Genomic DNA, 25,950 nt, shown 5'->3' with positions numbered 1-25,950 from the left:
TGCGCACTTAAAAAATTAGCTATAATGAACAAATTTAAGTATTATTTTATTCTATTAATTACAACTGTCTCTTTATTTTCATGCTCAAAGGATGATGCTGCGGAAATTACCCCGCCAAGAGAATTTGCAGTTCAGTATAAAACTGATTTAACAGATATTGAAGAGTATTTAAAAACATATTATATTACTGTAGTCAACCACGCTGGTTTTCAAGACGATCAAGATGTTACTTTCACTAAGATTGCTGCAGGAGGAACGCAACCTTCTATCTATTCTTATTTGAATAGCCCTACATATCCTAAACTTTTGAGTAGACCTGTAAAGCTTCACGACATTACGTATACATTATATTACTTGGTTTTAAGAGAAGGAACAGGAGCATCTCCTTCGAATGTTGATGGTGTATTGGCAGCGTATAAAGGGGACTATTTATCCCGTCAAAAAGTTGCCGAGGTGGAAACATTAACTGCTACCTTTTTTGAAGAATTAAGGGATCCACAACAATTTTTTAATCTTACTACTACTATAACTGGATGGGGTGAAACTTTTCCAGAATTTAAAACTGGAACTTATTCATCTAAAGATGATGGTACAGTTTCTTATAAAGATTTTGGGGCGGGAGTAATGTTTATTCCTTCTGGATTAGGATATTATAATTTAGGGAGCAATAGTATTCCAGCATATGCACCTTTAGTTTTTAGTTTTAAATTGTATGAAATTAACAGACTTGACTCAGATGGCGATGGAATAATGAATTTTCAAGAAGATATTGATGGAGATAATTACATGCGTGTTTTTGCAACAGGAGTAGCTAATCCGGATGATACCGATGGTGACGGAATACCTAATTATTTAGATACGGATGATGATGGAGACGGTGTGAGTACCAGAACAGAAATCACAGGAACTAATGGTGTTTTAATCCCTTTTGAGTTTATCCCAAGCTGTGACGGTAATACTACTAATCCTGACAGAGTCAAAAGACATTTAGTAAAATGTAATTAAAAAATACAATTCAAAAAAAAATCCAGTTCAAATGAACTGGATTTTTTTTGCTTGTTAAATGAATAGATTATTTTCTTTTCATTACTCTTTCAACTGCTTCAACAATTGCTTGGTTGTTCAATTTATATTTATCCATTAATTGTTCTGGTGTTCCAGATTCTCCAAAGCTATCATTCACCGCCACAAATTCTTGCGGTAACGGGCTGTTTAATGCTAAAACTCTAGAAACGCTTTCGCCAAGACCACCCAGAATATTGTGTTCTTCGGCAGTAACGATACATTTTGTTTTTTCTAATGATTTCAAAATCGCTTCTTCATCCAATGGTTTGATTGTGTGAATATTAATCACCTCAGCAGAAATTCCTTTTGCTTCTAATGCTTCAGCTGCGATTAAAGCTTCCCAAACTAAATGTCCGGTAGCTACAATAGTTACATCTGAACCTTCAGTTAAAACAATTGCTTTTCCTATTTCGAAAGGTTCGTCAGCTGGCATAAAATTAGGCACCACGGGACGACCAAAACGCAAATAAACAGGGCCGTGATGCTCTGCAATTGCTAATGTAGCCGCTTTAGTTTGATTGTAATCACAAGTATTGATTACAGTCATTCCAGGTAACATTTTCATCAACCCAATATCTTCAAGGATTTGGTGTGTTGCTCCGTCTTCACCTAAAGTTAATCCAGCGTGTGAAGCACAAATTTTCACATTTTTCTCAGAATATGCAACGGATTGTCGAATTTGATCGTACACTCTTCCTGTAGAAAAATTAGCGAAAGTTCCTGTGAAAGGAATTTTTCCTCCAACGGTTAAACCTGCTGCAATTCCAATCATGTTGGCTTCCGCAATTCCAATTTGGAAAAAACGCTCCGGATGGTTTTTCTTAAAATCATCAAATTTTAAAGAACCTATTAAATCCGCACAAAGTGCCACAACATTTTCATTTTTTTGACCTAATTCAGTCATTCCCGCTCCAAAACCCGAGCGTGTATCTTTACTTCCTGTATTTGTATATTTTTTCATTTTGTTTAATTGAATGATTTTAAAATTAAAGATTATGAGAATTCATAATTTATAATTCAAAATTCATAATTATTTAGTAGTCGCTTTCTCCTTCAGTATAATTTTGACCTAAAGCAATTTCAAGTTGCGTATCATTAGGCGCTTTACCGTGCCAAGCATGACTGTACATCATAAAATCTACACCATTACCCATTTCAGTATGCAACAATACACAAACTGGTTTACCTTTTCCGGTTCTTGATTTAGCATCATTCATACCAGCAATAATAGCTTCGATGTCGTTTCCTTTTTTAATTTCTAAAACATCCCAATCAAAAGCTTCAAATTTAGCGCGGATACTTCCCATAGCTAAAACTTCGTCAGTAGAACCATCAATTTGTTTTCCGTTTAAATCGATTGTAGCAATAAGATTGTCCACTTTTTTTGCAGAAGCATACATTATGGCTTCCCAGTTTTGACCTTCTTGCAATTCACCATCGCCGTGAAGCGTATAAATAATATGGCTGTCACCATTCAATTTTTTAGCTTGTGCCGCACCAATCCCTACAGATAATCCTTGTCCAAGAGAACCAGACGCAATACGTACTCCCGGTAAACCGTCATGTGTAGTTGGGTGTCCTTGCAATCTTGAATTGATCAAACGGAAAGTAGCCAGTTCTGATACCGGAAAATAACCGCTTCTCGCTAAAACGCTATAGAAAACTGGAGAAATATGTCCGTTTGAAAGGAAGAAAAGATCTTCTCCAATTCCGTCCATATCAAAACCTTCTTTGCGTTCCATGATATTTTGGTATAAAACTACCAGAAATTCAGCGCAACCTAAAGAACCACCTGGGTGACCTGAGTTTACTGCGTGTACCATTCGAAGAATATCTCTTCTGACTTGGATTGTTAAATCGTTTAATTGTTGTGTGTTCGGTTTCATTTGTGTGTTAAAATTAGACTGCGCAAATATAATCAGATAATTTGATTAATAGAAGGTTCCATTTTTAGATTTATCAATAGTTATTAAGGATTCTATTTTTTGGCACCAACACAATTTTTCACTTTTAACACTATTTAGTATCTTGCAGCCATGTTTCAACAATTATTCAAAAGCATTCACGAAAAAGTGACACTAACCCCAGAAGAAATGGAGTTGTGTAAAACGTTTTTTATCCCAAAAAAGTTACGTAAAAAACGAACCTTGTTGCAGGAAGGAGACATTTGTATCTACAATGCATTTGTTGAAAAAGGAATTCTTCGCTCTTTTTCAATGGATGAAAAAGGAAATGAGCACATTGTACAATTTGCGATTGAAGGCTGGTGGATTACAGATTTGTCCAGTTTTCTGACCAACAGCAACTCTATTTATACCATTGAAGCGCTTGAGGATTCTGAATTGCTTTTGCTGACTACTGAAGCTAGAGAAGCATTGATGGATAAAATCCCCATGTTTGAAAGATACCAACGCTTGCTTTTGCAAAATGCCTACATCGCCAATCAAGCCAGAATAAATTCGGCTTTAACAGAAACCGCCGAAGAGAAATATACCAATTTGGGACTGGCTTATCCCGGAATTGTTCAACGTGTACCCCAACACATGATCGCTTCTTACCTTGGACTGAAACCGGAAACATTGAGTCGGGTTCGCAAACAAATTAACAATAGGAGTTAATTTTAATTGACATAGATCAATAGAATTTCTTGTTTTACATCAACGGAAACTTCACCAGTATAGCCCTAAATTTGCCAAGTAAATAAAAGTCGATGTCAAATAGAAGAACATTTGCAGTACTTGGTGTTTCAGAAATTAACAGTATTTTTTTAGCGAAGCAAATTGCCAAAACCAATCCCGTTTTGCTGTTTGATCGTGATGTTGTCGTATTGAATATCGTTTATTCCCAAATACTTTCAGAGTATCCAAACGCAAACGCTGAGATGATGATATGTCCTACTAATGCCAGTTGGGAAGCTGATGTTATTATACTTTCAAATGCTACGGCATCTGACAGCAATCTGATTGAAAAAATCAGAAATGTGGCTACAGGCAAGATTGTAATTTTCTTGGAAAACAAAAAGAATACAAATACTAGCGGAAATTCTGCTGAAAAATGGCAGGATTTGTTTCCTTATTCCAAAGTTGTTCAGAGTTTCGAATCAGCGGATGAATCTAACGATTCCTTTTTTTTGAACGGAAACGATAAGCAAGCCGTAAAGACTATTTTGACATTATTGACAAGTATTGGTTTGAAAGCCGATATTTTATAAACTAACATTAATTTAAAAAAAAAATCAAATGAGCAAATCAATTTTATTTCAACCTTATACATTAGGAAGCAGTACTTTAAAAAACCGAATGGTGATGGCGCCAATGACACGAAGCCGTTCTAATAATGAAGGAAATGTTCCTACAACACTCACGGCAGAATATTATGCGCAAAGAGCTACAGCAGGTTTAATTGTTTCCGAAGGAACTTTTGTGAGTACAAAAGCAGTTGGTTTTATCAACGTTCCAGGAATTTATAGTGCAGCTCAAACCGAAGGTTGGAAACTAGTTACAAAAGCAGTACACGAAAAAGAAGGAACTATATTCGCACAATTGTGGCACACGGGACGATTATCGCATCCGGATTTGCATAACGGTGAATTGCCACACGCACCGTCAGCGTTAAATCCTTTTGCAAAAGCGTACACAAATGATGGTTTTGTTGATACAGTTGTTCCAAAAGAAATGACGATTGAAGACATCAAACAAACCGTTTTAGATTTTAAAAACGGAGCTAAAAATGCAATTGCTGCAGGTTTTGACGGAGTCGAATTGCACGCTGCAAATGGATATTTGTTGCAACAGTTTTTTAATGGTTATTCCAATCATCGTTCGGATGAATACGGTGGTTCTATTGAAAACAAATCCCGAATCCTATTTGATATTCTAGATGCTTTAGAAGGAGTTATTGATTATAATAAAGTTGGTGTTCGATTGAATCCTTCTTTGCACAATGCTCAGGGAATGATGCTGGATGAACAGACAATTCCAACCTATGAGTACATTATCAATAAACTGAATGATTACGGTTTGGCTTATATCCATTTAACGGAGCCTTTTACTGATGTAACTGAAGTCCCTTTTGCGGTTACTGAAGTAGCTAAACATTTCAGACCATTTTACAAAGGAACGTTAATCATCAATAAAAGTTTTAACAAAGAAACGGGTATAAAAGTTATCGAAGATGGTTACGCTGATCTTGTTGCTTATGGAGTTCCATTTATTGCGAATCCAGATTTAGTGGCTCGTTATGAAACGGATGCACCATTGAACACACCAGATCAAACTACTTTTTATACTGATACCGTGAAAGGATACACTGATTATCCGGCGATGGCTGAATAATTTAAATTTTTTATTAGCTATAAAACAGATTACATTTTATTCAAGTCAGATTATAATTCACAGAAAAGCCCGCAAATGCGGGCTTTTTAAGTAGTAGGAAAAACAGTTATTAGCTGTTTTAAGTATGAAAATTATGCTTTAATGTTTGTAATCGCATCTGCTTTGTGAGCTTGATTGTTGATGGTTGACATTGCAATTCCGGTTAATGTTGCATCTGTTTTTTTCTTTTCATCGAGTGTCATTGCAAGCAAATTGGCAGCTTTGTTTTCTCCGAGTGTTTTAGCAAAGGCGTGCAAAGTACCATACGTTGCTATTTCGTAATGTTTCACTTTTTGTTCCGCAGCAATAATTCCTGCATCTCGTACTGCACCTAAATCAGTTTCTTTAATTAGACCATCGGCTTCTTTTAGAATACCTTCCATAGCATCACATTTTTTTGCAGTTGGTTTCATACCATTCTCTTGAAAAATTTTCTCTAAGCGAGAAACATGTTCTTTCGATTCATTTAATTGGCTTTTTAATGAGTTTACTAATTCTGGTGTTGAAGCATTTTTCACCATATTTGGTAAGGTTTTAGTCAAAACTTTTTCAGACCAATAGATGTCTTTCAATCCATTTTCAAATAAATCTCTTAAGCCATGTGCGGCATTGCTTTTTGCTTGCATTGCACCTTTTACATTTTCGTTTTTACTAATTGCAGTTCTCATAACGATAGTTTTTAAGATTAAATTGTATAGAAATAATAGATACTATTTTTTCTATCTAACTCATTCACTTAAATTTTTTAAGTGGAATAAAATTAATCAAATAATAATCTAATCAACTGTTAATTAACTAATTGTAAATACGAATAGTATTATTTACTGTTACCAAAAAATCTTTCATCGTCCTATTTTATTTTTTAGACTGCTCCATCCGCCGCCATTGTATACTGCAGTATAGCCATTAGATTTCAAAATGCTTTTTGCCGAAGCGCTTCGCATTCCAGAAGCGCAACACGTAATGATAGGTTGGTTTTTATCTTTCAATTTGAACAGATTATTACGCAGTGTATCCACGGGAATATTTAGAGAATCCTTAATGTGTCCTGCCAGATATTCTGCTTTGCTGCGCACATCAACGACAATAGCTCCGTTCTGAATTAATTCCGGATAATCCACTTTGGCGCCAAGCCCAAATATTTTTTTGAGTATGTTTATCATGTTACACAATTTGGGATTGAAGATAATTCACATCAAGCCATGAACCGCCATTGTAGCACTCGATTCCGTGCGCGGTTAGAAATACTTGTGCCTGTCCACTTCTATTTCCAGAGGCACAACATAGTACTAATGGTGCTTTAAGTTCCTGTATTTCCTGCATTCTATGCGGAATTTCATTCAACGGAATATTGATGGATCCCGCAACATGACCTCCCATAAATTCATCATAGGAACGCACATCGACAATAGTTCCCAGTTTCTCTTTGATAATTTTTGCTACTTCCATAGTTTTTATTTTTTAAGATTAATAAGTCTTGTATGCCTATTCCTGTCTTACAAAATTACAATTACACGGTCGATTTATAGTACTAATTGTCACTTAACAAAAATTATATTTGGCAGTAATGCTCTAAAAACTCCATCTGCCACGAATATAAATTTGAGTTATTCCATTCTTATACGCATTATTCTGTTCCATAAAAAAAGACTGCGCTGTAAAATCCAAATCAAAATTTGCTGCCACATTCCACGCATAAGTAGGAACAAGAATCAATGTGTGTTTTTCAGGGGAGTAAATAAATGAAAAGTTACACGATGCTATAGGAGAAATTGTTTTCATAATCGTCGTGTAAAAATTATAACGGAATGGAAACAGCAATTTCGCTGATAAATTTGAGTTGTTAAAACTTTCGCTGGCGGCAAAAACATTGGTAGGATTGCTATTGTATAAACCGGCAATCGAAACATACCAATCGTTCTTAAACGTTTGATCCGCCATTAGGGAAAAACTAACCGTTTCGGATGTCTCCAAAGTGTTTCGCTTTGGAATAAAACAACTCAATTCCCCTTTAAAACCGGCATCTTTAATATTCCCGGCCCAGCCGCCACCAACGACATAATCCGTTTGGTAGATGCCTCCCAAGAACTGAAAATCATAGTTCCATTTATTGAATTTATATAAAAAAGCAACGGTGTGCTCGTCCTTATATTTCCCTGGTTTGTAAGCAAACTCTAAAACGGAACTGTTGTTCAAATTGCGCTGAATCCGTATCGCATCATTGCCAGGGCGTTCTTCGTAATCAAAATCCAGAAAATTATAGGCATTAAAAATATCATTGGGATTCCAGATGTTGTTAATCCCCCAGTTAATACGTTGCCTTCCTATTTTGATATCCCATTTTTCATCGATATATTGAACTAGCATTCTGTCAATAACGGAATGCGCCACAAATGATTTTTCATCAATCCATAAATGAGAAAGGTTTAATAAGCCATTGTATTCGTTGATGGTTTTTCCAAAGTTTGGAATCAGTTTGACTTGCTCACCATAAAAAATACGATTCCTGATTTCGAGCCTTGCGCTAATTTTGGGCGAAATAGTGAACTTGAAATTCAAACGGTTATGAATCAGATTCATGGAGGCATTCGAATCAATTTTTTGGATAAAATAAGTGCTTTGAATGTCTTTGATGTAGCCATTGACTTCAATCCAAGGCGTTTTTATGCTGTCCTTTTGCGCACCAACTGTGGCGCAAATGAAGCATAAAATACCGGTTGCTATGGATTTATAAAATTTCACAATGCTTTATTTTATTACTGTTTGTTAATGTACAACAGATGTTGGAGCTGTATCAGACACAATTTTTCCGTCTTCGAGTGTGATGACTCTTCGCGCTCGGTTGATGACTCTTTGATCGTGTGTCGAAAAAACAAATGTCATATTCTCTTCCTGATTGAGTTTGAGCATCATGTCTAGCAAATTTTCTGCTGAAACAGAATCGAGATTTGCTGTGGGTTCGTCTGCAAGAATAAATTGTGGTTTTGGTGCCAATGCTCTGGCCACGGCCACACGTTGTTGTTGTCCTCCGGATAATTCTCTAGGACGTTTATTGATTTTGTCTTGTAATCCAATTTGTTTCAGTAATTCTAAAACCCGTAGCTCTGTTTCTTGCTTGGGACGCTTTTGCAAAAGCATAATAAACTCGATATTTTCTTTGGCGGTAAGCACCGGAATCAAATTATAGGATTGAAATACAAAACCAATATTGTTCAATCTAAAATCAATCAGTTTGTTACCTCTGAGTTCCGTGATATTGGTTCCGTTGATCTCGACAAAACCTTCTGAAGGAATATCTAAACCACCAATCATGTTCAGTAAAGTTGTTTTTCCCGAACCCGAAGGACCTTTGAGGGCCGTGAATTCTCCCCGTGAAATATGAAGATGGACTTTGTTCAGTGCATACACCGGAATAGTATTTTCATCGTATATTTTCGATAAATTATGCGCATCTATAACTGTTTCTTTCATGGTCTCATTTTTTTAAAGATTCTGCCGGATTTAATTTTAAAGCTCTTCTTGCCGGAAATAAAGCCGAAAATAAGGCCGTAATAAAAACCAGCAACATGATAATTCCGAACTGCCTTGCTGTCAAGCTGGGATAGATAATGGAACTGTAACCAAAACTAGAATACGCTTCAGAGAAATTACTAAAGTCAATTCCTGTTCGCTGCGTTATGGCAATAGAAACAAAGGCCAACAAAATCCCAACGGGACAACCGGCAATTATCAGAAACAGTGTTTCTAAGAGAATCATCATGAATATTTTAAATTTATTCATCCCTAAAGCCAGCAACATCCCTATTTCCCGAGTGCGTTCCAGTACGGCCATCATCATTGTATTGACAATTCCAAATGCCAGCGCCAGCAGAATAATTCCCATGAAAATAAAAACCATTTGGTCTCCCACGGAAATTGTCAGTCCAAGTTCCGGTGAAATTTCCATCCAGTTTTTTACTTCTGTTTTTGGAAACTTGTCTTTCAGTTTTTTTTGAATTTCTTCCAATTCGGTATTGGATTTCAATAAAATAGCAATTTCATTCATGGCATTTGGAATCCCGGCGAGAGAATCTATATCCATAATTTTTACAAAAACATTGCTGTCATCGTAAGGCCCATTTACGGTTTTGTAAATAGCGGTAATCCGGAAAGCTCCTGATGCCAGATTGCCTTCGGCATTCTGAAAAGTCAAGATGGTTTTCTTGTTGAGGTTCAGTTTTAATTTTTTGCTTAGCTTTTCACTTAGGATGATTTCGTTTGTCTTTTGGGGATTAAAATAGTTTCCTTTGATGATTTTTCCGTTTAAATTAGTGAGTACTTGCTCTGCTTCAGGCATAATTCCGTTTATCGTTATGCCACTGCTTCCGGAGGCCGAAGCAATCATTCCTTTCAGGATTACACGACCAGCTACTGCTTTTATTTTGCTGTCTTTTCTAATAGTTTCCACTATTTTTCTGCCTTCGGATAAACGGTATTTTATATCATATTCTTTTCTGAATTTGGGATGGTGTACTTGAATATGGGAAAGTTCGTCTGTAATTGCAGAATTGATTCGTTGTTCAATCATGCCGTTATAAAAAGCCATCATAAAAATTCCAGCCCATAAACCAATGCTTACCGCTGTGATAATGATGAGACTTCGTTTCCTGCTTCTCCAAATATTTCTGCTGGCGATTTTTGTCAACATGATTTTTTCTTTAATATGAATTGTATCATTATTTTTTTGATTTAAAACCCACTTTTCGGATATTAAAAAATCAGTGTGTATTAATGGGATTCGTGGCTCACTTTTTTCGAAATAGAAAGAGAGAGCACCTTACTTTTTCATTGCATTCACAGGATCCAAACCATGAATATGCCAAAGCGGATATACGCCTATGATCACTGCCATTGCCAAGACAATCAGCGATTGGGTTGTAAAAATATTCTGGTCAACGTTAGTGGGAAAGAGTGCTTCAAAACCAAATTGTTCATACGCTTTTGCTAATTCTCCCCCAAAACGGATTGGCTTTTCTTTTAAATATAATACTAATGGCAGACTCATCAAGATGCCTAACAGGACTCCAAAAAAAGTAATCAGTACTGTTTCACCAAATAGTATCAGTTGCAATTTGGATTTTTTCATCCCGATAGCAATCAGCATTCCAAACTCATATTTGCGCTCCGCCGTCATCATTAATACCGTTCCAAAAAGTCCGAAGCCAATGATGAGGTATAAAATTCCTGAAAAGATGTAAAACGAAAAACCATCGGCTTTGATATGGTTCGCAACATCAGGTATCAATTCCTGCCAAGGCATTACTTCGTATTGTTGTCCAATTATTGCTTTTATGTTTTGAGCGATAGCAGCTGTATTTTCAGGATCATCTATCCCCAATGAAACAGAAGTAAGTCTGTTTTCAGCACTCAAAAAAGACTGGGTTGCAGTCAAAGGCAAATACACAAAAGCTGCATTCATTTCTGGAGAGGCCAAATGAATAATTCCTTTTATTTTATATTTTCCGGCAGCCATAACGCCATGAAAACCCTGGCCAAAAAGCACAATCGTATCATTAACACTAACCTCCAGCCGTTTAGCCAAACCTTCCGCAATAAGAACTGTTGCCTCATTGTTTTCGAAATAACTTCCTTTTATTAGTTTCCTTTTTAATTGAGTGAGCTTGTTTTCTCTTAAGGCATCAGTTCCCACGAGCAGACATCCTTTGGTTGTATTTCCTTTGGAAGCCAAAACAAAAGTTTCTAATCGAGGAACAATTGCAGTTATTTGATGGTTTTGTTGCAGTTGATTATTTAATTCTTTTTTTAGCTCAAAGCTATTGTCCAGAATTTGTTCGTCCCAATAGCCTTTTTGGTGAATTTGAACATAACCAGAATAGTATCCTACTACATTTTTAATCAAATTATTAAAAACCCCATCCTGAAATGATTTCATCAAAACGGCAAATAAAACGGCAAACGCTATGGAAGCCATCGTGATTAGCGTGCGTCGGCTGTTGCGCCAAAGGTTTCTCCAAATTAATTTCAGAATCATTTTACTTTGGTTATGTTTTGGGTGGTAAAGAAGGAATCGTCCAGCGGCGTATCAAAAACAAGTGAATTATAAAGCAATACTGTTTTATTGCCTTTTTTGTTAGCAGGAACCATTTCCATTTTTGCAGGTAATAAGCGACCTCCTAATAGTTTTATATCGGTACAGTGCATCGTGTTTATTAAAGCACCATCTTCGTCATAGTACTCAACATGCAGAATCATGAAATCTTTTTTATCAATGGCCATGATGACTTTTCCCCAAACCACTGCAGCTTTGGGTTTGGGCAGCAGTTGGATTTTATAACAAGTTCTTGCGTCAATAGTGACTTCTGCTAGAAACGAATGGTTGTAATCTTCTAGAATAGAAGCTTCCTTGACCAAATCATCATTGGTAAAATCAGTTCCCATCCAACTCTGGCTCATCATCGAAGGCGGCATTTTAATGTTTCTTTCTATGGAAGGAATCCAGTTCCAAACTTCTTTTTTTCGCTTTAAATAGACTACGCCTTTTTCTTTGGCTGGAGCCAAAACCAAAATCAAGGTCAAATCATTTCCTTTTGTCCATCCTTTCACACTCATTTCCCGAGTCCATCCTGGCCGAATTGTTTGAATTGTGATGGTAGCCACAGAGGTTTTTCCTTTTGCTTTTTCGTCTGCTTTTTTCACAATTTCTCTAGCCTCTTGCGCAAAAGCAAAAGGGAGAATCAATAAATGAAAAAAAAATAGGAAGAATATCTTTTTCATACCTTCGATTTTAATAATTAGGCTGATTTAGCCCAATCGTGAAAATATGCAGGTTTCGATAAATAAAGATAAAAGGGGCGGTAATACAAATCTTAATCATAAGCACTTTTGAAATGCTTTTAAAATTAAAATAAGAGTGCTAAAGCGGCTTGATTTAAACCTAAACCAAAGATAATAAAATATAAACAATTTAATTAAAATAATTGATAATCAGATATTTATAATTATTTTAATAGTTAAAATTGATTAAAAAAACCTCATCTACCTTAAAAAACAGTAAGGCGGAATGAGGTTTTTTTGAACAGTATTACTAAAATTTTCGATTAATAATTAATTGCCACGGTACGTTGCATATCCATAGCTGGAAAGCGTAATGGGAACGTGATAATGGTTAGTATCTTTAATTTGGAAAACAACTTCAATAAAAGGATAAAAACTGTCTGTCTTTTTGCTTTTAAAATAGTCTGCTACCAAGAATCTAAGTTTATAAATTCCTTTTTTTGTTTCTTTATAATTCAGAAAATCGGTAATTCTACCATTTTTATCCGTTATTTTTTCATCCACATACGACCATATTTTAGTGGTTTCATCGTATTTTTCTAGTACAACCGGGACACCAATTGCAGCTGTTCCGCTGGAAATGTCTAAAATATGGCTGGACAATTGGTACGTATTATTCTGCGAATAGCTTACTGTTGCTACAGCTGTAAAAAGTAAACTAAATAGTAAATTTTTCATTTTTGTTTGTGTTTAAAATTAATGAGTTGTGATTTGTGCGGTTGCAATTGCACCTGATTTGGCAATTGAATCATCGTTTTCAGGACTTCCTCCTCCGGCAATGCCAATACTTCCAATGACTTTTCCATTGTGCCAAAGCGGATAACCACCGCCTAATAATAAAAGTTCCGGCAATGTGGCTAAATTTTGAGTATCCGGATTTAATCTGGCATTTCTGGATAATAAAAGTGTAGGGGTTTTTGTTGATAATGCGGTGTACGCTTTTCTTCTGGCCGCTTCCGTATTGTGCGGTCCCACTTCGTCGCCACGAGTGAGAATTATAATTTGACCAGAAGCATCTAATACTGCGATGGTAACATTTTTTCCCAATGTTGTTGCGGCTTCTCGGGCTTGTTCTGTTATTTGAAATGCAGTTTTGAGCGTTAGTTGAACGGATTGGGTCGTATAATTTCCTTCCTTTTTGGCATCTAAATTGGTGAAATCGGTACTTTTTTTAGTGCTGATTTGTGCCAATGAAAATAATGGAATGAGTAGTACTAATAAACAAGAGTTGATTTTCATGATTAATTTTTTTACAAAATTAAAAATGAGTCGCGTGAAAAAGCTTGTCCTATGTCAACGTTTTCAGAGTTTGGATTTTATTCTGCTTAAGGTTGAAGGAGAAATTCCTAAATAGGATGCTGCCATTTTATTAGAAACACGCAATAAAAAATGAGGTTGGTTTTCAATAATCCATTTTACTTTTTCCAAAGCATCAAATCCCTGAAAACCGTAGATGCGTTTTTGAGCCGTTATAAAACCTAATTCGAGAATCTCTCTGTAAATTAATGCAAATTGAGGCATTGTTTCTACGAGCTGATAAAAGTCAGTTCTGGAAATTACCAATAATTCTGATTTCTCTATCGTTTGTACGTATTCGTAAGCGGGCTGCTGATCAATAAAACTGGGTAAAGCTGTTCCAAAACCACCTTCAAAAGCAAAAAAGCGTGACGTTTCAATCCCTTCTTTATTGATGGTAAAAATTCTGATACAGCCTTTGTTTACAAAATAATACTGCTGGCATATTTCCTCGTAACGCACTAAAATTTCATTGCGCTTGGTTTGCATTGGTTTAAAAAAGGAACAGATGAAATCCATTTGTTCATCATTGATTTGTGCTCGGTTGCTGATATACTTTTTTAGTAATTCGTACATCTTAATATGATTTAGTTTTTTATTTTCGAAAGTAAAGGTACAAACAATAGATTCTTTGCAAAATAATTCGACATAATCATGCAAAACAGGTTGAAAAAGAAAAACTTAAAGTGACAAACGATTTGTATCAGATTGTTTCATGGCAGTAATTATAAGATAAAAACAATAGAGCATCTTTTTATCAAAAATAGATTTCTTTTAAGCTAAGATATTGTGAGTCAATTGTGTTAATTAAAAAGTAAATTCATAATTGACTGCCATTGTTTCGAAAAAATATGCTATTTTTAAAAGATAAAGTATTTAAACTGTCACGGCATGCTTTTTGACAATTTAATAATACAAATATTAATAAAAATAAATATAGCATAATGTCAGACAAAAGTAAAAAACAATTCGGAGTGTGGATGGATTCACATCATGCAACTATCGTAGGTAGAGAAAATGTAGATTCAGGAGATTTCGTAGTATTAGGACACGAAAAAGAAGAAGGTCAAGGTGGTAACTCAAACGAAAATGCGGCTAACAATGCAGAAAGAGATTCATTGCATAAATTATTCAAAAGCATTACTGCTCACATGCAAAATGTAGATGAATTACACGTAACAGGTCCTGGAACTGCTCAAGAACAATTTATTAAATATTTGAGTGAGACTCCACAATATAAAAATGTAGAGACTAAAGAAAGTACTTCTAATAAAATGAGCGATGAAAGTTTAATTGAATATGTGGCTTCACAATTCAACTAATCTTTTCTAAGATAAATATAAATAGGCTGTCCGGAAGGGCAGCCTATTTTATTTGGTACAGTACCGTTTTGAAATTTAAAAGAAAGATATAGTAGACTTCCTTACATAATTTTTTATTTTTTCCTCCACGAATGCCAAGCGCCAGTTGACCATAATGCTACTAGAATGAGAAGTGGTTGAAGTGGAAGTCTAAGCCATCTGGCTAGTTCTGTATTGAGTCCGAAAGCATTTCTATGTTCGACCAACTGCGCAATATTTCCCGGAAAGACAAGGACAAAAAAAGCAGCTACAATCCATCCAACCTGGATGCGATATTTAAATAAAAGAATTAGGGATAAACCCAAAGCAATTTCGACTACTCCAGACAGCAGAACCACTAAATCGGCGTTTATAGGAATCCACGGTGGTACTTGTGCTAAAAATTCTGTTCGACTCCAAGTAAGATGACTAATTCCAGCAGTTGTAAGGAATAGTCCTAAAATATTCCGACTGATGTTTTGAGTTAAAGTCATTTTCTCGAGATTTTGAGCATTTGTAGTGTTCATTTGTTTTTAATTTTTTTTAAAATAGTAGAAATAGATGCTGGGATTTTTGATAAAAGAAAAATTTCAGCAGCATTAATAAACGAAAATTTCATAGTAAATATAGGCGTATTAAAGGATATGAAAAACGTTTTACTTAAGAAAACTACCTTTTAAAGCTAAATTAACTTTCGTGATTTTTTAAAATCTTATATTCGTAAAAAAATGAATATGCGTTTCTCCTTTTTCATCATCGTCTTATTGAATGCTTTTCTTTTCGTCAACTGCGGTTCAAAAAAAAATACTGATATTTCGTACCTCAATTCTACCGAAAAAAATACGGCAAAACCACCACAATTGAATGTTTTTGTTCCCCGAAAATCAAGTGTGACGCCGGTTCCCGTTATAATTTTTGTTCACGGAGGAAATTGGAACAGCGGTCGGAAAGGCACTTATGATTTACTGGGCAGAAATTTTGCCAACAAAGGCGTGATTACAGTTATTCCGGATTATACGTTGAGTCCTGAGGCTTCTTATGATGATATGGCACGGCAAATTGTGTCTGTAATTCAATGGACAAAAAAGAATATCAGTCAGTACAATGGTAATCCCAATTCGATTTATATAACGGGTCATTCGGCGGGCGGGCATCTTGGAGCTTTGGCAGTCATGAATCCGAAATATGGAATTGATTCTGGAACTATTGCCGGAATTATCCTGAATGATGCGGCAGGATTAGATATGAAAAATTATTTAGAGGGAAATCCACCAACTGAAAAAGATGATTATTTGGCAACTTGGACCTCAAATCCGGAGCAATGGAAAGATGCTTCGCCCATTTATTTTTTAAATAAAAACACGCCACCTTTTTTAATTTATATTGGAGACAAAACATATAATTCCATAAAAATTGCCAACAGCCGTTTTGTAACTGCTTTGCAACCTTTCCAACCCGATGTGACACCAATACGGTTGAATAAAAAGCACGTCCCAATGGTGCTTCAGTATTTCTCGCCTTGGAGTAATCGCTTTGATGAAATTATTGCTTTTATGGAATTGCACAATAAGAAAAAACCTTAACACACTGTAAGAGCAGCATGATTAAGGTTTTGATATTTAAATCCTAAGAATAAGAAGAATTGGAGGAAGCTTATTTTTTCAAAATCGCATCAACAGAATATTTACCACTTCCCAATAAAAATAGTGCACAATAGGACAGTAAATACAGTAATGCAGATTCCATTGTTCCCAAATCATCATTGATGTGAACAATAAATACGGCAACCGCCATGGTTATAATAAGCGGAATCAATGCCAGTCTGGTCCATAATCCAATTACTAGTAAAACGGAACATAAAACTTCGGCAAAAACCGTCAAAGCTAATGATGCCGGAACTCCAATACCTATTGGATCACCAAATTCCATGTTGCCATCCATTAACTTCATCAGTTTTGGAATACCATGACTCAACATCAATAAACCAAATGTTAGTCGTAAAATAAGCGAAGCCCAATCTGTTGCATTAGCGGACCATAAACTTGAGGAAAATAATTTTCGAATCATATTTTTAAAGTTTTTAAAATCGTGTTCAGACAAACATAAGAATTTTTTACAAGAGTTTGCTGTATGAAATACCGTATTTTAGAGAAAGTTACATCTGGTTATGGATTTTATTCTTTCGTTTTAAACGGAGTGTTTCAATGACAATTACGGTCAGAATTCCAAGAACGTAGGCAAGCAAATCCATCCAGGCAAATGAATTCCCGAGGACAACTCTTGCAATCTTAGAATGTTGAAGTCCCAGTTTTTCCACCATATTGAAATACTGCGCGATTTCGATCCCGAATGAAAAAACCAACACAAGACTTGCGGCTATTAAAACCGAGACTTTTACAAAGGATTTCACAAAACAATAGAGTAAAATAACCACTAAAAAATCTCCGAAATAAGGTCTTATAAAGTCATCATGAACATACATAGCAATGGCGATTTCTGTCAGGAAAAGTAAAATTGTTAGTATAAAATAGTTGCGGTTGAATTGAAACATTTTGATGGTGAAATTATTTAGTATTTTACTTTTTATAGCATTCGTTTTTGTTGCTCACTTATTTGTATTGTTTTTTCAAGTCTGACTTTTTTATTTGATCATTGGAAATTGTCTGTTTATTATGTTCAGTAAGACAAAAGTATTCGGGAACATAAAAATAATATTAGTTTCATAAACTTAATACTTTAATTAAATGTTTGTCTGTACTCCATTGGTGTCAAATTGGTTTTACTTTTGAATAGTTTGCTAAAAGATTGAGGATACTCAAAACCTAATTGATAGGCAATTTCACTTACTGTCAAGTTTGTAGTTATTAAAACTTCTTTCGCTTTTTCAATAAGCTTCTCGTGTATATGTTGCTGCGTATTTTGGCCTGTCAAGCTTCGCAACATATCGCTTAAATAGGAAGACGAAACATGGAGTTCATTTGCTAATTTTTCAACTGTTGGTATTGGCAAATCTGAATCGAGATTAAAATGTTTGTTTAATATGTTTTCAAAATTAGAGAACAAATCGTTAGTGGCCATTTTTCTTGTAATAAATTGTCTGCTGTAAAAACGATTGCAATAATTTAAAAGCAATTCAAGGTTTGAAACAATTACATCTTGACTAAAATTATCTAATCTTGAACTTATTTCCGTTTGAATATTCTGAACGATTGCTTCAATTATTTTTTCTTCTTCGTCTGAAAGATGAAGTGCTTCGTTTACTTCGTATGAAAAATATCCATAGTTTTTAATCGCTTTTCCTAATGGGTATTGCCTTATTAAATCGGGGTGAAATAATAATGACCAACCATCGCTGTTTCTATTTTCTTCACTATCTACACTAATTATTTGATTTGGCGCAATAAAAGACATTGTCCCATCGTCAAAATCATACTCATTTTTACCATATTTTAATATTCCTTTAAAACTCCTTTTTAGTGTTATGTTGTAAAAATCAAATAGTAATTTTCCATTTTGATATTGATTAGTATTTGATTTTATAGAATGGTCAATAACTGTAATCAATGGATTCAACGGACTTTTCAATCCCATCAAAGAATGTAATGCTGCAACTGAATTCAGTTTTTTTATATGTTGCTCTTTGTTTTTCATAAGTCAAATAAGTAAGCAGTGGTTTTTACTGCCTACTTTGTTATTTTAGTAAAGTTAAGCATTTTGAAAATCAACTCCGGCACTTCTGTCCATTGTCATTATTTCCAAAACATTTCCTGGATATTCAGCAGGCAATTTGCTTACTTCGTTCAGCTGATTTAATTCCTCTGGCGTAAATACAACAGCAACAGATTTTAAGTTGTCCTGAAGTTGATGTATTTTGGTTGCACCAATAATAATGCTGCTTACTACCGGCTGATGTAACAACCAAGCCAACGCCAATTGCGAAACTGAAACTTGTTTTGTCTCTGCCATTGGTGTAAGCACATCTAAAACATCATAAGCTCTTTCTTCGTGAAAAGGCGGAAACGGAAAATTATTTAGTCTTCCTTCTTCATTCTGTCCGTTTCTTTTATACTTTCCGGTAAGCAAACCACCACTTAAAGGACTCCAAACCATCATTCCCACTTTTTGGTCTTCTAGCATAGGTATAATTTCACGTTCTGCATCTCTTACATCCAAAGAGTAATTTGCTTGCAACGAAGCAAATCTGTCTAAATGATTGTACTGAGAATAAGCCAAGCCTTTCATTAATTGCCAAGCCATAATATTACTTGCGCCAAAATACCTAATTTTTCCGCTTCGCACTAAATCATCTAATGTTCTGATGGTTTCTTCAATGGGCGTTAGTGGGTCTGCTGTGTGAATTTGGTACAAGTCAATATAATCTGTACCAAGCCTTTTTAAACTTCCTTCAACTTGTTGAATAATGTGCTTTTTTGAAAGCCCCAAGTCGTTTTGGCTTTTGCCCATAGTACCTCTCACTTTTGTTGACAAAACCAAGTCGTCCCTATTGATTGAAAGGTTTTTGATTGCCTTGCCAATCATAATTTCCGAAAGTCCCTCTGAGTAAATGTTTGCTGTGTCAATAAAATTAACACCTGCTTCGGTTACAATTTTAATTTGTTCATCCACTGCATTTTGATCAAGGTTACCCATATAGCCGAAAAAACCTTTTCCGCCATAGTTCATTGTCCCTAAACAAAGTGTGGAAACTTTCAAACCTGTATTTCCTAAAATTTTGTACTTCATTTTTTTATGTATTAGTGAAGTGCAAAGTTTAGAACTTTATCATATTTGAGTGTGTCCAAAACGCAGTTGTTTGTGTTCAAAATGAGGTTTGATTTTTTTGTTATTTGCTTGCTGCTGTTGGCACAGTTTGAAAAACTGCACTAACGATTTTTGTATATCAGTGTGATCGGGTTTTTTTCAATTGATTTTTTTAGTTTACTCATCATTAAGTTGTCTTCACTTTTGCATAAATGTCAAGGCTTATAAACTTGCCATTTTTAATTTCACATTCTTTCATTGTTCCTTCGTGTTGGAAATCCAGTTTAGCCATTGCGTTTTTACAATTCTTATTTTCTGACTCTACAAACCCTTCAATTCTATGAAGTTCCAAATTATCAAATCCATAATTACAAATTAACGGCATAGCTTCTTTCATAATTCCGTTACCCCAAAACTCTGAAATTAGCCAAAATCCTATTTCTGCTTTTTTATGTTCTCTATTTAAACTGTTTAGTCCGCCTGCTCCGTAAAATGTCTTGTTGTCTGCAGAGCAAACAGCCCACCAAATTCCCGTTTCGTTTTTTTCAAGGTCAGCGAAAAAAGTCATTTGTTCTTTCGTTGCTTCCAATGTTTGAAAACTCACTCCATAATATTTGATAATATCTGGATGCGAAAGTCCTTTGAAAACATTTTTAAGGTCGTTGTCAACAAATTGTCGAAGTAAAAGTTTTTCGGTTTTTATTATTGGAAATTCTGTCGTCATTATATTCCTTTTATGTCAATTGATGGTTGTCTTATTGGTCGTAATAAATTGAATTTTAACGTTTTACTGCTTCTCATCAGTTGCAAAGTTCGGAACGAATTATTTTCTGTTAAAGATAAAAATTCTTGCGAATCGTGAAAGTGAACTTGCCACAAAATTCTTAATAGAGCAAAACGGCTGTTATGCCTAGTGTTTTTCTTCGATTTCAATTAGTAAATCGGAAATATATTTTAAAAGAGAAATTACTTTCAAACTATTTTCTTTATTTCCATAATCAACATTTATTCCGTGTAATATTTCGTGACGGTTTAATTTACAAGGAAATTCTGAAATCTGTTTTTCCTGAACCATTATTGGCGTTTGATTTTTTAACGGTGATAAATAGATATTCAAAAAGCTTCCAACTGATTTTTCTAATTCAGAAGATATTTGTGGCAAATATTTATTGTCTTTTTCTTTTATGAAAAATTTTTTTTTAGTGAAGTCAAAACAAATGCCATCAACTTGTGATAATATACAAGGTATAATTGTATAATATTCTCCTCTGTAAAAAGCAGATAAAATTTGTTCAAAAATTTCCTTTCTGTTTGTATGTCTTGAAGTAATTTCTGCGAAAATTCTATCAAGATTTTCAGTGTAGTAGTTGGTTAATTTTTCATTTGCAATATCGGATTTGTCTTCGGCAAAATCTTTAGCAATTTCTGAAGGAAATTTCATTTCGCAATCCAATTCCATATACCAACCGTTTTGAGCAATTAGTAATAAATAATCTGGGGTTTTTGCTTCATATTCTTTTAAGCGATTTCCAATCTCTTGAAAAGATTTTAATTGTTCTAAAAAAACATTATTAAATTTTGGAACAGAAGTATAAATTTTATTAATATTCTCAAACGTCTTCTGCATTTTGTTTATATGCTCCATTCTTTTTTGCATTTCGATAACTGGCTTTAACTTTTCTTGCATTTCTCGAAATGGTTTGATAAATTTCTCAATATTTTCGAATGAATTTTTCATGTTTTAATATAAAGTCTTTAATTTCCAGGTTTTCCGTAACATTAGGCATAACGTTTCGCTGCTTTGAGATGGCTGGAAGTTCGTAACCGTTTATTTTCTACTAAAGATAAAATTTCTTGCAGAACGCAAACGTGAATTTACCACAAAATTCGCAATCTTTCCAAACGGCTGTTGAGGGCAGTTGTTTTAAAAATCTTCTTCAATCTGTTTAGTTGTTAAAATTTTTGAGGCGAGTAAATCTAATATTTTAGGACTGAATTTATCACCTTTTATTTGTCTCAATGCCGTAATCATTGAGTGTATTTCTTTATCGTTTTTAACAAAAATGTATTTTATATCGTCAGGTGTAAATTTAAGTTTATAGTTTTGCAGTTTAATATTTTCAGAAGCCAGTTTGATTGGATTTTCAAAATCTTGTTTACTTAAAATTAAAGAAACATTGTCATCGTTAGCAACATCAGGAACAAAACGCCATTCACGCTCGTTGTAGAAACGAATATTTACAGGTTTTGAATTCATAATTATTTCACCAGAATATGGCTTAACAAAATTTGACATTTTTGCAAATTGGTCATAAGCATTTCGGGTATATTCATTGCAATTTTTATCGAGTAGATCGAACATTGTACTTGCCATCTTGCTGAAAGCATCGGCTAATTCGGAACCTTCGTTAACGTATATCAAAGGATTTAGCTTATTTCTAATTCCCCATTCTTTGGTCATTCCGATACCATAATCTCCATATGTTTTGACATGATTGTTTATTTGACTCAAAGAAATATCGCAAAAGCAGACCATTGGTCTTGCGCCCATCATTTTAGGTCTGTCAAAACTCGAGTTGAGTTTTGTTTCTTCATAACAATATCTTGGTATAAACGTGTTCGTCAAAATACCAATTAGAAATTCAGCTTTGGATGTAAAATGAAATAAACAATTCGAACTAATATTACTCATATGATTGATTTACGTTCTTTTTTATCGATTCGCTCGACAATTGCCCACAACTTTTATATAGGCAAAACAAACCATCGTAAATACACCCAAATATGGGTAGATTGGCGAAGGTTTGTTTCGCTTTATTGATTTTCAAATATATTAAAATTTTCTTACAAATCATCAAAATGATTTTCATTAGCTGGATGTGTTTTGAATAGAAATGGGATGATTTTAGTTGGTTATCCCGAGAACTTTCAGGTTATTTTTATACTTTAAAGGATGAAAAACATTTTTTTGATGTAGATTTCAAATTAACCTATCTTTGCCAGCCGAACAATCGGGTGAAATACGTTACTATGAAGTTTGATTTATTAAAAAAAGATCCGCAGTCCAAAGCCAGAGCGGGAAGTATTACTACTGATCACGGGGTGATTGAAACTCCAATTTTTATGCCTGTGGGTACCGTAGCTTCGGTAAAAGGAGTGCATCAACGGGAACTGAAAGAAGACATTAACCCGGATATTATCCTGGGAAATACCTACCACTTATACTTGCGACCACAAACGGAAATCCTGGAGAAAGCTGGTGGTTTGCATAAATTCATGAACTGGGACCGTAATATTTTGACGGATTCTGGTGGCTACCAAGTGTATTCCCTTTCGGCCAACAGAAAAATTAAGGAAGAAGGAGTGAAGTTCAAATCGCATATAGACGGTTCGTACCACTTTTTTACGCCAGAGAATGTGATGGAAATTCAACGTACCATTGGTGCCGATATTATCATGGCTTTTGATGAGTGTACGCCGTATCCTTGTGATTACAATTACGCAAAACGCTCCATGAAAATGACGCATCGTTGGTTAGACCGTTGCATCAATCATTTAGACACGCAGCCTGTAAAATACGGATACGATCAAGCTTTTTTCCCAATTGTTCAGGGAAGTTGTTATAAGGATTTGCGTCAGCAATCAGCGGAATATATTGCGAATTCAAATCAAGAAGGAAACGCTATTGGTGGACTTTCAGTAGGGGAACCTGCCGAAGAAATGTACGCAATGACTGAAGTGGTTTGCGAAATTTTACCGGAAGACAAACCGCGTTACTTGATGGGCGTGGGAACTCCAATCAATATTTTGGAAAATATTGCCCTTGGAATCGACATGTTTGACTGTGTGATGCCTACGCGTAACGCTAGAAACGGAATGTTGTTTACTGCAAATGGTACAATCAATATCAAAAATAAAAAGTGGGAAGCTGATTTTTCTCCAATTGACGAAATGGCAATCACTTACGTGGATACAGAATACACGAAAGCGTATTTGCGCCACCTTTTTGCTGCTAATGAATACCTAGGAAAACAAATTGCCACGATACACAATCTTGGTTTTTATATGTGGTTGGTTCGTGAAGCCAGAAAACATATCTTAGCGGGCGATTTCAGACCTTGGAAAGAAATGATGGTGAAAAATATGAGTCAACGTTTGTAAAAAAAATGTTTAAGGTTTAAAGTTTAACGTTCCAGCGCTGACTTTAAACCTTAAACTTTAAACCTTAAACAAAAACATGCTAACAATAATAGACAAATACATCCTAAAAAGATATTTAGCCACATTCGCGGTGATGCTGTTGTTGTTTATCCCGATAGGAATCGTTGTGGATGTATCCGAAAAGATCAATAAAATGCTGGAAAATAAAGTTCCGTTTTTAGAGATTGCACTTTATTATTACAACTTTACGGTTTATTTTGCCAATTCCCTTTTTCCTATATTTTTGTTTTTATCGGTGATTTGGTTTACATCAAAACTGGCAAATGATACGGAGATTATTGCTATTTTAAGTTCGGGGATTTCATTTACACGATTTTTAAGACCCTATATTATAGGTGCTTCCATCGTTTCAGTTTTTGTATTGTTAATGGGTTTCTTTGTCGTGCCGGCGGCCAGTGAAGGTTTTAATAATTTCAGGTACACGTACTTGAAAGGAGGCGGAAAAGAAGCCATGCGCGGTGATAATACGGATGTGTACCGCCAGATCAACGACAATGAGTTTATTTATGTAAACAGTTTCAACGCCGAATCGAAAATTGCTTTTAGTTTCTCCTTGGAGAAATTTAAGAACGAGAAATTAGTCCATAAAATAACGGCCAGCAGAATCAAATGGAATAAAGAGGACAGCACTTACACGATGTATGATTACACGAAAAGAACGGTAGGTGAACTGAATGATAAAATTGAAAAGCTGCCGGAAAAAAAGGCTGTTTTTACTTTTGATTTAGAGGATTTAACACCTGTAGTTTATATTGCGGAAACGTTGAGCTTAGGAAAATTGAATGCTTTTATAGAAAAAGAAAGAGAAAGAGGTTCCTCTAATATCAACGTGTACTTAGTGGTTTTGTATAAAAAATACAGCGTTCCGGTATCGGCTTTTATTCTTACCATTATTGCCGTAGCCGTTTCTTCGATGAAGCGTAGAGGCGGAATGGGAACGAATCTGGCCATAGGAATTGCATTGGCTTTTGCCTTTGTGTTTTTTGATAAAATCTTTGGCGTATTGGCCGAAAAATCCAGTATTCCTCCGATGTTAGCGGTTTGGTTGCCCAATATTGCTTTTGGAATTTTAGCCATTTATTTACTACGAAATGCAAAACGATAATTTAAAAAGTTATTTAAACCTTCATTTAATTGTTTTTATTTGGGGTTTTACTGCCATTTTAGGCGCTTTAATCACCATAACAGCAGATGCTTTGGTTTGGTATCGCATGTTTTTTGCAGCTGTTTTTTTAGCGCTGTTTTTGGCTTTTAAGAAAAAATCGTTTCGAATTCCTTTAAAATCGTTCCTCAAATTGATTTTCGTCGGGTTATTGATTGCGTTACACTGGATCTTTTTTTTCAAAGCGATTCATGTTTCTAATGTGTCCATAACACTGTCGGTTTTTTCATTGGGTGCTTTTTTCGCATCTATTTTAGAGCCGCTTTTTTATGGTCGAAAGGTTTTGTGGTACGAAGTCTTTTTTGGACTCATCATAATCGCAGGATTGGCATTGATTATGAAAGTCGAAATCAATTACCTTGACGGAATGTTGTACGCTTTGGCATCCATCATATTAGGCGTTTTGTTTACGCTGATGAACGGAAAGCTGATTGCGGATCACGATCCTTCGGTAATTTCGTTTTATGAATTTTTGGCGGGTGTTGCCTTCATCACCATTTACTTTTTATTTCAAGGGAAATTCACACTGGACTTTTTTGTATTGACCGCTAATAATTGGATTTTAATCCTGATTTTAGCCTCGGTTTGTACCGCGTATGCTTTTACGGCATCGGTGAAAGTAATGCAAAAACTAACGCCGTACACGGTCATGTTGACTACGAATTTAGAGCCGGTTTACGGAATTGTATTGGCGTATTTCATCCTTGGCGGAAAAGAAAAAATGAGTTTTGAATTTTATATTGGCGCACTGATAATAGTAATTACAGTAATCCTTAATGGTGCAATTAAACACTATCAAAAGGGCAAAACAGTTTAAGAATTTCCTGCTTTGTTGAAGCAAACTTTTACACATAAATAGAATATTTACCGTTTCGAACGATTTAAAATTTTATATTTG

At 35.0% G+C, this 25,950-nt stretch carries 30 protein-coding genes; 9 read left to right on the top strand and 21 right to left on the bottom strand.

What is annotated here, in order from left to right:
- Positions 1–24: 24 nt before the first annotated feature.
- Entirely contained in the window at positions 25–1,005 is a 981-nt protein-coding gene (locus tag IWX80_RS01220; protein WP_196851836.1) for an FKBP-type peptidyl-prolyl cis-trans isomerase, read from the top strand.
- Positions 1,006–1,072: 67 nt separating this feature from the next.
- On the opposite strand, the gene IWX80_RS01215 is transcribed toward IWX80_RS01220, so the two are convergent.
- Positions 1,073–2,026: a transketolase family protein gene (locus IWX80_RS01215; RefSeq protein ID WP_196851835.1), complete on the bottom strand. Its 954-nt coding sequence runs from the start codon at positions 2,024–2,026 to the stop codon at positions 1,073–1,075.
- A 73-nt stretch (positions 2,027–2,099) separates the two neighbouring features.
- Positions 2,100–2,951 (bottom strand): transketolase, encoded by an 852-nt coding sequence (locus IWX80_RS01210; protein ID WP_196851834.1) that lies wholly within the window; start codon positions 2,949–2,951, stop codon positions 2,100–2,102.
- Positions 2,952–3,101: 150 nt separating this feature from the next.
- On the opposite strand from IWX80_RS01210, the gene IWX80_RS01205 reads away from it, so the two are divergent.
- The 3 genes from IWX80_RS01205 (at position 3,102) to IWX80_RS01195 (ending at position 5,399) form a co-directional block, all read left to right on the top strand.
- Positions 3,102–3,683, top strand: a complete 582-nt coding sequence (locus IWX80_RS01205; RefSeq protein ID WP_196851833.1) for a Crp/Fnr family transcriptional regulator — start codon at positions 3,102–3,104, stop codon at positions 3,681–3,683.
- Positions 3,684–3,775: 92 nt separating this feature from the next.
- Positions 3,776–4,276, top strand: coding sequence for a hypothetical protein (locus tag IWX80_RS01200; RefSeq protein WP_196851832.1), 501 nt, complete (start codon positions 3,776–3,778; stop codon positions 4,274–4,276).
- A 28-nt stretch (positions 4,277–4,304) separates the two neighbouring features.
- Entirely contained in the window at positions 4,305–5,399 is a 1,095-nt protein-coding gene (locus IWX80_RS01195; RefSeq protein WP_196851831.1) for an alkene reductase, read from the top strand.
- 131 nt (positions 5,400–5,530) lie between these two features.
- Here IWX80_RS01195 and IWX80_RS01190 read toward each other — a convergent pair whose 3' ends face one another.
- The 11 genes from IWX80_RS01190 to IWX80_RS01140 form a co-directional block, all read right to left on the bottom strand.
- Positions 5,531–6,106, bottom strand: a complete 576-nt coding sequence (locus IWX80_RS01190; protein ID WP_121366006.1) for a YciE/YciF ferroxidase family protein — start codon at positions 6,104–6,106, stop codon at positions 5,531–5,533.
- Between the two features lie 174 nt (positions 6,107–6,280).
- Entirely contained in the window at positions 6,281–6,601 is a 321-nt protein-coding gene (locus tag IWX80_RS01185; RefSeq protein WP_196851830.1) for a rhodanese-like domain-containing protein, read from the bottom strand.
- Position 6,602: 1 nt separating this feature from the next.
- Positions 6,603–6,887, bottom strand: a complete 285-nt coding sequence (locus IWX80_RS01180; RefSeq protein WP_113633444.1) for a rhodanese-like domain-containing protein — start codon at positions 6,885–6,887, stop codon at positions 6,603–6,605.
- Positions 6,888–7,010: 123 nt separating this feature from the next.
- Complete coding sequence (locus tag IWX80_RS01175) at positions 7,011–8,180, bottom strand: hypothetical protein (protein ID WP_196851829.1); 1,170 nt, start codon at positions 8,178–8,180, stop codon at positions 7,011–7,013.
- 24 nt (positions 8,181–8,204) lie between these two features.
- On the bottom strand, positions 8,205–8,909 hold the full coding sequence (locus IWX80_RS01170) for an ABC transporter ATP-binding protein (RefSeq protein ID WP_196851828.1): 705 nt from the start codon (positions 8,907–8,909) through the stop codon (positions 8,205–8,207).
- A 4-nt stretch (positions 8,910–8,913) separates the two neighbouring features.
- Positions 8,914–10,125: an ABC transporter permease gene (locus IWX80_RS01165; protein ID WP_196851827.1), complete on the bottom strand. Its 1,212-nt coding sequence runs from the start codon at positions 10,123–10,125 to the stop codon at positions 8,914–8,916.
- 129 nt (positions 10,126–10,254) lie between these two features.
- Entirely contained in the window at positions 10,255–11,469 is a 1,215-nt protein-coding gene (locus IWX80_RS01160) for an ABC transporter permease (protein WP_196851826.1), read from the bottom strand.
- On the bottom strand, positions 11,466–12,212 hold the full coding sequence (locus tag IWX80_RS01155; RefSeq protein WP_196851825.1) for an outer membrane lipoprotein-sorting protein: 747 nt from the start codon (positions 12,210–12,212) through the stop codon (positions 11,466–11,468). The genes IWX80_RS01160 and IWX80_RS01155 overlap by 4 nt, the downstream gene beginning before the upstream one ends.
- Before the next feature lie 330 nt (positions 12,213–12,542).
- The gene (uraH, locus tag IWX80_RS01150; RefSeq protein WP_196851824.1) at positions 12,543–12,950 is read right to left on the bottom strand and encodes a hydroxyisourate hydrolase; all 408 of its coding nucleotides are present in this window, start codon (positions 12,948–12,950) and stop codon (positions 12,543–12,545) included.
- 18 nt (positions 12,951–12,968) lie between these two features.
- Positions 12,969–13,511, bottom strand: coding sequence for a heme-binding protein (locus IWX80_RS01145; RefSeq protein ID WP_196851823.1), 543 nt, complete (start codon positions 13,509–13,511; stop codon positions 12,969–12,971).
- A gap of 63 nt (positions 13,512–13,574) precedes the next feature.
- Positions 13,575–14,144 carry a Crp/Fnr family transcriptional regulator gene (locus IWX80_RS01140; protein WP_196851822.1) on the bottom strand — a complete coding sequence of 190 codons (570 nt, stop codon included), beginning with the start codon at positions 14,142–14,144 and terminating at the stop codon, positions 13,575–13,577.
- A gap of 368 nt (positions 14,145–14,512) precedes the next feature.
- On the opposite strand from IWX80_RS01140, the gene IWX80_RS01135 reads away from it, so the two are divergent.
- Complete coding sequence (locus tag IWX80_RS01135; protein ID WP_196851821.1) at positions 14,513–14,890, top strand: hypothetical protein; 378 nt, start codon at positions 14,513–14,515, stop codon at positions 14,888–14,890.
- Positions 14,891–15,003: 113 nt separating this feature from the next.
- On the opposite strand, the gene IWX80_RS01130 is transcribed toward IWX80_RS01135, so the two are convergent.
- Positions 15,004–15,435 (bottom strand): DoxX family protein, encoded by a 432-nt coding sequence (locus tag IWX80_RS01130; RefSeq protein WP_196851820.1) that lies wholly within the window; start codon positions 15,433–15,435, stop codon positions 15,004–15,006.
- A gap of 201 nt (positions 15,436–15,636) precedes the next feature.
- On the opposite strand from IWX80_RS01130, the gene IWX80_RS01125 reads away from it, so the two are divergent.
- Entirely contained in the window at positions 15,637–16,491 is an 855-nt protein-coding gene (locus tag IWX80_RS01125; RefSeq protein ID WP_334682176.1) for an alpha/beta hydrolase, read from the top strand.
- A gap of 70 nt (positions 16,492–16,561) precedes the next feature.
- Here IWX80_RS01125 and IWX80_RS01120 read toward each other — a convergent pair whose 3' ends face one another.
- The 7 genes from IWX80_RS01120 to IWX80_RS01090 form a co-directional block, all read right to left on the bottom strand.
- On the bottom strand, positions 16,562–16,975 hold the full coding sequence (locus IWX80_RS01120) for a DoxX family protein (RefSeq protein WP_196851819.1): 414 nt from the start codon (positions 16,973–16,975) through the stop codon (positions 16,562–16,564).
- 88 nt (positions 16,976–17,063) lie between these two features.
- Entirely contained in the window at positions 17,064–17,459 is a 396-nt protein-coding gene (locus tag IWX80_RS01115) for a ribosomal maturation YjgA family protein (RefSeq protein WP_196851818.1), read from the bottom strand.
- 185 nt (positions 17,460–17,644) lie between these two features.
- Positions 17,645–18,559 (bottom strand): helix-turn-helix domain-containing protein, encoded by a 915-nt coding sequence (locus IWX80_RS01110; protein WP_196851817.1) that lies wholly within the window; start codon positions 18,557–18,559, stop codon positions 17,645–17,647.
- A 54-nt stretch (positions 18,560–18,613) separates the two neighbouring features.
- Entirely contained in the window at positions 18,614–19,651 is a 1,038-nt protein-coding gene (locus tag IWX80_RS01105; RefSeq protein ID WP_196851816.1) for an aldo/keto reductase, read from the bottom strand.
- Positions 19,652–19,856: 205 nt separating this feature from the next.
- Positions 19,857–20,393, bottom strand: coding sequence for a GNAT family N-acetyltransferase (locus IWX80_RS01100; protein ID WP_196851815.1), 537 nt, complete (start codon positions 20,391–20,393; stop codon positions 19,857–19,859).
- Positions 20,394–20,579: 186 nt separating this feature from the next.
- A complete protein-coding gene (locus IWX80_RS01095; RefSeq protein WP_196851814.1) occupies positions 20,580–21,407 on the bottom strand; it encodes a hypothetical protein in 828 nt (275 codons plus the stop codon).
- A 186-nt stretch (positions 21,408–21,593) separates the two neighbouring features.
- Entirely contained in the window at positions 21,594–22,361 is a 768-nt protein-coding gene (locus tag IWX80_RS01090) for an abortive infection system antitoxin AbiGi family protein (protein WP_196851813.1), read from the bottom strand.
- 338 nt (positions 22,362–22,699) lie between these two features.
- Between IWX80_RS01090 and tgt the strand changes: the two genes are divergently transcribed.
- The 3 genes from tgt to IWX80_RS01075 all read left to right on the top strand — a co-directional run bounded on the left by tgt (position 22,700) and on the right by IWX80_RS01075 (position 25,869).
- Positions 22,700–23,830: a tRNA guanosine(34) transglycosylase Tgt gene (tgt, locus tag IWX80_RS01085; RefSeq protein ID WP_196851812.1), complete on the top strand. Its 1,131-nt coding sequence runs from the start codon at positions 22,700–22,702 to the stop codon at positions 23,828–23,830.
- A gap of 76 nt (positions 23,831–23,906) precedes the next feature.
- Positions 23,907–24,995: an LptF/LptG family permease gene (locus IWX80_RS01080; RefSeq protein WP_196851811.1), complete on the top strand. Its 1,089-nt coding sequence runs from the start codon at positions 23,907–23,909 to the stop codon at positions 24,993–24,995.
- Complete coding sequence (locus tag IWX80_RS01075) at positions 24,982–25,869, top strand: DMT family transporter (RefSeq protein ID WP_196851810.1); 888 nt, start codon at positions 24,982–24,984, stop codon at positions 25,867–25,869. The genes IWX80_RS01080 and IWX80_RS01075 overlap by 14 nt, the downstream gene beginning before the upstream one ends.
- The last annotated feature ends 81 nt before the right edge of the window (positions 25,870–25,950 follow it).

The sequence above is a fragment of the Flavobacterium sp. CAN_S2 genome (assembly GCF_015752255.1).
Lineage (GTDB): Bacteria > Bacteroidota > Bacteroidia > Flavobacteriales > Flavobacteriaceae > Flavobacterium.
This window is presented reverse-complemented; position numbering and strand designations above follow the sequence as displayed.

What these genes read in the sequence shown, in the direction of transcription:
- IWX80_RS01220 (WP_196851836.1), top strand. Translation starts at nt 25, where the DNA reads ATGAACAAATTTAAGTATTATTTTATTCTATTAATTACAACTGTCTCT.
- IWX80_RS01215 (WP_196851835.1), bottom strand. Translation starts at nt 2,026, where the DNA reads ATGAAAAAATATACAAATACAGGAAGTAAAGATACACGCTCGGGTTTT.
- IWX80_RS01210 (WP_196851834.1), bottom strand. Translation starts at nt 2,951, where the DNA reads ATGAAACCGAACACACAACAATTAAACGATTTAACAATCCAAGTCAGA.
- IWX80_RS01205 (WP_196851833.1), top strand. Translation starts at nt 3,102, where the DNA reads ATGTTTCAACAATTATTCAAAAGCATTCACGAAAAAGTGACACTAACC.
- IWX80_RS01200 (WP_196851832.1), top strand. Translation starts at nt 3,776, where the DNA reads ATGTCAAATAGAAGAACATTTGCAGTACTTGGTGTTTCAGAAATTAAC.
- IWX80_RS01195 (WP_196851831.1), top strand. Translation starts at nt 4,305, where the DNA reads ATGAGCAAATCAATTTTATTTCAACCTTATACATTAGGAAGCAGTACT.
- IWX80_RS01190 (WP_121366006.1), bottom strand. Translation starts at nt 6,106, where the DNA reads ATGAGAACTGCAATTAGTAAAAACGAAAATGTAAAAGGTGCAATGCAA.
- IWX80_RS01185 (WP_196851830.1), bottom strand. Translation starts at nt 6,601, where the DNA reads ATGATAAACATACTCAAAAAAATATTTGGGCTTGGCGCCAAAGTGGAT.
- IWX80_RS01180 (WP_113633444.1), bottom strand. Translation starts at nt 6,887, where the DNA reads ATGGAAGTAGCAAAAATTATCAAAGAGAAACTGGGAACTATTGTCGAT.
- IWX80_RS01170 (WP_196851828.1), bottom strand. Translation starts at nt 8,909, where the DNA reads ATGAAAGAAACAGTTATAGATGCGCATAATTTATCGAAAATATACGAT.
- IWX80_RS01165 (WP_196851827.1), bottom strand. Translation starts at nt 10,125, where the DNA reads ATGTTGACAAAAATCGCCAGCAGAAATATTTGGAGAAGCAGGAAACGA.
- IWX80_RS01160 (WP_196851826.1), bottom strand. Translation starts at nt 11,469, where the DNA reads ATGATTCTGAAATTAATTTGGAGAAACCTTTGGCGCAACAGCCGACGC.
- IWX80_RS01155 (WP_196851825.1), bottom strand. Translation starts at nt 12,212, where the DNA reads ATGAAAAAGATATTCTTCCTATTTTTTTTTCATTTATTGATTCTCCCT.
- uraH (WP_196851824.1), bottom strand. Translation starts at nt 12,950, where the DNA reads ATGAAAAATTTACTATTTAGTTTACTTTTTACAGCTGTAGCAACAGTA.
- IWX80_RS01145 (WP_196851823.1), bottom strand. Translation starts at nt 13,511, where the DNA reads ATGAAAATCAACTCTTGTTTATTAGTACTACTCATTCCATTATTTTCA.
- IWX80_RS01140 (WP_196851822.1), bottom strand. Translation starts at nt 14,144, where the DNA reads ATGTACGAATTACTAAAAAAGTATATCAGCAACCGAGCACAAATCAAT.
- IWX80_RS01135 (WP_196851821.1), top strand. Translation starts at nt 14,513, where the DNA reads ATGTCAGACAAAAGTAAAAAACAATTCGGAGTGTGGATGGATTCACAT.
- IWX80_RS01130 (WP_196851820.1), bottom strand. Translation starts at nt 15,435, where the DNA reads ATGAACACTACAAATGCTCAAAATCTCGAGAAAATGACTTTAACTCAA.
- IWX80_RS01125 (WP_334682176.1), top strand. Translation starts at nt 15,637, where the DNA reads ATGAATATGCGTTTCTCCTTTTTCATCATCGTCTTATTGAATGCTTTT.
- IWX80_RS01120 (WP_196851819.1), bottom strand. Translation starts at nt 16,975, where the DNA reads ATGATTCGAAAATTATTTTCCTCAAGTTTATGGTCCGCTAATGCAACA.
- IWX80_RS01115 (WP_196851818.1), bottom strand. Translation starts at nt 17,459, where the DNA reads ATGTTTCAATTCAACCGCAACTATTTTATACTAACAATTTTACTTTTC.
- IWX80_RS01110 (WP_196851817.1), bottom strand. Translation starts at nt 18,559, where the DNA reads ATGAAAAACAAAGAGCAACATATAAAAAAACTGAATTCAGTTGCAGCA.
- IWX80_RS01105 (WP_196851816.1), bottom strand. Translation starts at nt 19,651, where the DNA reads ATGAAGTACAAAATTTTAGGAAATACAGGTTTGAAAGTTTCCACACTT.
- IWX80_RS01100 (WP_196851815.1), bottom strand. Translation starts at nt 20,393, where the DNA reads ATGACGACAGAATTTCCAATAATAAAAACCGAAAAACTTTTACTTCGA.
- IWX80_RS01095 (WP_196851814.1), bottom strand. Translation starts at nt 21,407, where the DNA reads ATGAAAAATTCATTCGAAAATATTGAGAAATTTATCAAACCATTTCGA.
- IWX80_RS01090 (WP_196851813.1), bottom strand. Translation starts at nt 22,361, where the DNA reads ATGAGTAATATTAGTTCGAATTGTTTATTTCATTTTACATCCAAAGCT.
- tgt (WP_196851812.1), top strand. Translation starts at nt 22,700, where the DNA reads ATGAAGTTTGATTTATTAAAAAAAGATCCGCAGTCCAAAGCCAGAGCG.
- IWX80_RS01080 (WP_196851811.1), top strand. Translation starts at nt 23,907, where the DNA reads ATGCTAACAATAATAGACAAATACATCCTAAAAAGATATTTAGCCACA.
- IWX80_RS01075 (WP_196851810.1), top strand. Translation starts at nt 24,982, where the DNA reads ATGCAAAACGATAATTTAAAAAGTTATTTAAACCTTCATTTAATTGTT.